At 73.1% G+C, this 4,212-nt stretch carries 4 protein-coding genes; 3 read left to right on the forward strand and 1 reads right to left on the reverse strand.

Annotation, left to right across the window (positions count from 1 at the left end; all coding sequences use genetic code 11):
* Positions 1 to 50 precede the first annotated feature (50 nt).
* Together ACXJKL_RS15780 and ACXJKL_RS15785 are read left to right on the forward strand one after the other, a co-directional pair.
* Positions 51 to 902, forward strand: coding sequence for an SDR family NAD(P)-dependent oxidoreductase (locus tag ACXJKL_RS15780; protein ID WP_457207981.1), 852 nt, complete (start codon positions 51 to 53; stop codon positions 900 to 902).
* A 34-nt stretch (positions 903 to 936) separates the two neighbouring features.
* Entirely contained in the window at positions 937 to 1,485 is a 549-nt protein-coding gene (locus ACXJKL_RS15785; protein WP_457207982.1) for a DUF402 domain-containing protein, read from the forward strand.
* Here ACXJKL_RS15785 and ACXJKL_RS15790 read toward each other — a convergent pair.
* Complete coding sequence (locus ACXJKL_RS15790; protein WP_457207983.1) at positions 1,478 to 2,980, reverse strand: threonine/serine ThrE exporter family protein; 1,503 nt, start codon at positions 2,978 to 2,980, stop codon at positions 1,478 to 1,480. The genes ACXJKL_RS15785 and ACXJKL_RS15790 overlap by 8 nt on opposite strands.
* A gap of 86 nt (positions 2,981 to 3,066) precedes the next feature.
* On the opposite strand from ACXJKL_RS15790, the gene ACXJKL_RS15795 reads away from it, so the two are divergent.
* Positions 3,067 to 4,200 carry a glutamate--cysteine ligase gene (locus tag ACXJKL_RS15795; RefSeq protein ID WP_457207984.1) on the forward strand — a complete coding sequence of 378 codons (1,134 nt, stop codon included), beginning with the start codon at positions 3,067 to 3,069 and terminating at the stop codon, positions 4,198 to 4,200.
* Positions 4,201 to 4,212: the final 12 nt, after the last annotated feature.

The following is a 4,212-nucleotide window of genomic DNA, read 5'->3' on the forward strand; positions in this document are numbered from 1 at the left end:
GTCGACGCGTACGACGTCGAGGCCCCCCGCACCGACGACAGGATCCCGGCATGAGGAACCCCCTGACCCGCACCCCCAGGACGCTCCGCGACAAGGTCGTCGTCATCACCGGCGCCGGCGGCGGCATGGGCCGCGAGATGGCGCTCCTCGCCGCCCGCCGCGGTGCCCTGCTCGCCCTCTCGGACTGGGACGCCGACGCCCTGGCCGGCACCGTCGAGCTCGTCAAGGCTCACGGGGCCGAGGTGCGCAGCGACGTCGTCGACGTCTCCGACCGCGCCGCCATGGCGCAGTGGGCGACCGACGTGGTCGGCCGGCTCGGCCGCGTCGACGTCCTGGTCAACAACGCCGGCGTCTCGATGTCCGGCGACTTCGAGGACATGTCCTACGACGAGTTCGACTGGATCCTGGGGGTCAACCTGCACGGGGTGGTCCACGGCACCAAGGAGTTCCTCCCCCACCTCATCGCCTCGGGCGACGGCGTGCTGATCAACATCTCCTCGCTGTTCGGCCTGATCTCGATGCCGGGCCAGAGCGCCTACAACGCCACCAAGTACGCCGTGCGCGGCTTCACCGAGGCGCTGCGCGAGGAGATGCTCGTGAACGGCCACCCGGTCAGCGTCACCTGCGTGCACCCCGGTGGCATCAGGACCGGCATCGCGCGCAACGGTCGCACCACCGCCGGACAGGACCACGAGCGGCTGGCCGAGCTGTTCGACACCAAGCTGGCCAAGATGCCCGCCGACAGGGCCGCGCGGATCATCCTCGACGGCGCCCTGGCCGGCCGGGCCCGGGTGCTCGTCGGCGCCGACGCCCATGCCATGCACCACTTCGCCAAGCTCACCGGGTCCCGCTACCAGGACGTGGTCGCCCGGTTGGCCCCGCGCGTCACCGGCGACCGGTAGGCCCTCGTCGCCCGCGCGTTGTAGAAACGCCTCCATGACCCATGCTCCCGGGACCCGCGTCCGTTGCGAGATGACCAAGTGGGGCGGCCGACCCCACTGGGAGTACGACGCCGTCGTGCTCGGCGAGGACGAGCACGGGCTGTGGCTGGGCTTCGTCGCGGGCACGACCTACAGCCGCCCCGGGCACTCGTTCGTCGCCGAGCGCGACCACGTCGGGGTGGTGCCGCACGGCGGAGCGTGGCACCTCGCCACGTTCTACCGGGGCGAGGGGCATCGCTGGCCGAAGCTCGGCGACTCGGGGGTGCAGGTCTACGTCGACATGACCTCGCCGGCGGAGTGGGRCGGGCTGACCCTGCGGGCCGTCGACCTCGACCTCGACGTGGTCCGCGGCTTCGACGGCACGGTGATCGTCGACGACGAGGACGAGTTCGCCGAGCACCAGGTCGCGTTCGACTATCCCGCCGACGTGGTCGCCGCGGCGGAGGCCAGCCGGGACGCCGTGCTCGCGGCCGTGCAGGCCGGCCACCCGCCGTACGACGGCACCAGCGACCGCTGGCTGGACGTGCTGCAGGGCCTCAGGTGATCCGGTCGGCGCGGGTCTCGCCCTTGCTCCGCGCCCGGAACGGGCCGACCAGGCGAGGGCCGGACAGACGGTCCTCGAGCCGGCGCGACTCGCGCTTGAGCGGCTGGGCGAGGTACTCCCCCAGGATCACCCCCGACGCGAGCGCCACCGCCACCGAGGCGGCGGTCATCATCGCGACGATCCCGTACGACGTCCCGGAGCCGCCGGCGGCCAGCAGCGACAGCCCGCGGTAGATCGACAGCCCGGGCAGCAGCGGCACGATGGCCGACACCGCGACCACCAGGGGCGGCACCCGGACCCGGCCCGCGACGGCGTACGCCACGAGGCCGATGACGAAGGCGCCGACCGCGGCCGCCCAGGTGCGGCCGAAGCCCGAGGCGTCGACGACCGAGTAGAGCAGGGTCGCGAGCCCCGAGGTGGCGGCGATCGGGAGCAGCGCGCGGGGTGGGGCGTACGACGCGAACGCGAACGCCGCGGCACAGACGGCGGCCCCCACGACACCGACCAGGACGTGGTTGCCCAGCGCCCGGCCGGGCACCAGCTGACCGAGGTCGATCCCGACCACCTCGGCGAAGGACAGGCCGCCGCTGACCCCGGCGATGATCCCCGCCGTGGCCAGCAGCGCCTCGATGACGCGCGCCCCGCTGGTGACGTAGAAGCCGGTCAGCGCGTCCTGGATGGCGCCCATGAAGCCGATCCCGGCGAGCAGCATGACGATGTTGGCCGTCACGACCAGGGACAGGTCGGTGACCACCGGCGTCGCCGCCAGCCCGGCGGCCCACAGCGTCGCGACCGCCCCGCCGGCGACCTGCAGGTAGAAGGTCGGCAGCCGACGGCGGGACAGCACCAGCTGGAGGCGGTCGATGGACGCCGCGGAGGCGGCCGCGATGAGCGCGACCAGCCAGTCGCCGCCGAGGAAGACCGCGACGCTGGAGCACATCGCGCTCCAGCCGAGGGTGACCGCCCAGCGCGGCCACGGGTGGCCGGTGGACACGATCGTGGCCATCCGGGTCCGGGCGAGGTAGAGGTCGAGGTGGCCGGCGAGGATCTCGTGGACGAGGTGGTCGACCTGGGTGAGGTCCTCGTAGTCGATGTCGCGGTGCTTGACGTTGCGCAGCATCAGCACCGGCGGCTCGGCGGGGTCGCGGTGGTAGCTCATCGACAGCGACGTGAAGGTCACGTCGATCTCGGGGTGCCGCAGGCCGAGGTGGTGGGCGACCGACTGCATGGTGGCGGTGACGTCGGCGGCCCCGGCACCCGAGGAGAGCAGGACCTCCCCGATGCGCAGGCACAGGTCGAGGCTGAGGTTGAGCTCCCGGGCGACCTCGGCGGCCTCCTGCGCAGCCTCGGCCTGCTCGACCGCGGCGGCCTCCACGACCGCCTCGACGGCGGCCTCCGCCGCCGGACCGGCGGCCGCCTCCGCGGCCTCCACGGCGGCCGCTCCGACGGCGGCCTCGACGGCCGGCTCGAGCGGGGTGCCGTCCTCGACGGTCATGCGCGTTTCCTCCTCCACGGGCGCCATGGTGGCATCCGGCTCGTGGGGGTGAGGCCGGGGCCTCCCGACGTCCCTAGCATGGGGTCGTGCACCTCGACTTCCACGCCTCGCCCGCCCCCACGCTGGGCGTGGAGTGGGAGCTCGCGCTCGTCGACCAGACCACCCGCGACCTGTCCAACACGGCCGCAGACCTCTTCGCCGCGGCCAGTCCGCGACTCGCCGACCCCTCCCGGCTCCACAAGGAGCTGCTGCGCAACACGGTCGAGATCGTGACCGGCGTCTGCGGCAGCGTGGGCGAGGCGGTGGCCGACCTGCGCGAGACCCTGGCGGTGGTGATGCCGGCCGCCGACGAGCTCGGCGTCGACCTCTTCGGCGCCGGCGCGCACCCCTTTGCGGACTGGTCGCACCAGCAGCTCACCGAGGGCCACCGGTACGCCGAGCTCATCAACCGCACCCAGTGGTGGGGTCGCCAGATGCTCATCTGGGGCGTCCACGTGCACGTCGGGATGCCCGAGCGCGACCGCGTCATGCCGGTCCTGTCGGCGCTGCTCAACAGCTATCCGCACCTGCTCGCGCTGAGCGCCAGCTCACCGGTGTGGGCCGACCAGGACACCGGCTACGCGTCCAACCGGGCCCTGATGTTCCAGCAGCTGCCGACCGCCGGGCTGCCCTTCCAGTTCCGCGAGTGGTCCGAGTTCGAGGCGTGCATCGCCGACCAGACGACCACCGGGGTCATCGACTCGATGTCCGACGTGCGCTGGGACGTCCGGCCCGCCCCCCACCTGGGCACCATCGAGAACCGGGTCTGCGACGGCATGTCCGACATCGACGAGCTGGCCGCCCTCACCGCGCTGATGCACTGCCTCGTCGTGGACCTCGACACCCGCGCCGCCGCCGGCGAGGAGCTGCCGACCATGCCGCCGTGGCACGTGCAGGAGAACAAGTGGCGCGCCGCCCGCTACGGCCTCGACGCGATCGTGATCCTCGACGCCGGCTCCCGCGAGCGGCTGGTCACCGACGACCTGCACGACCTGCTCGAACGGCTCACCCCCGTGGCCCGTCGCCTCGACTGCGAGGAGGAGCTGCGGTCGGTGGACGACATCGTGCACCGCGGGGCGTCGTACCAGCGTCAGCGTGCGGTCGCCAAGGAGGTCGGCGGCGACCTGACCGCCGTCGTGGACTCGGTGGTCGCCGAGCTGCGCGACTCCCTCGCCCGCTGATCCCCGCCGCTG

The organism is Nocardioides sp. P5_C9_2 (genome assembly GCF_054049555.1).

Coding starts and splice junctions, on each gene's coding strand:
- ACXJKL_RS15790 (WP_457207983.1), bottom strand. CDS start 2,980: ATGACCGTCGAGGACGGCACCCCGCTCGAGCCGGCCGTCGAGGCCGCC.
- ACXJKL_RS15780 (WP_457207981.1), top strand. CDS start 51: ATGAGGAACCCCCTGACCCGCACCCCCAGGACGCTCCGCGACAAGGTC.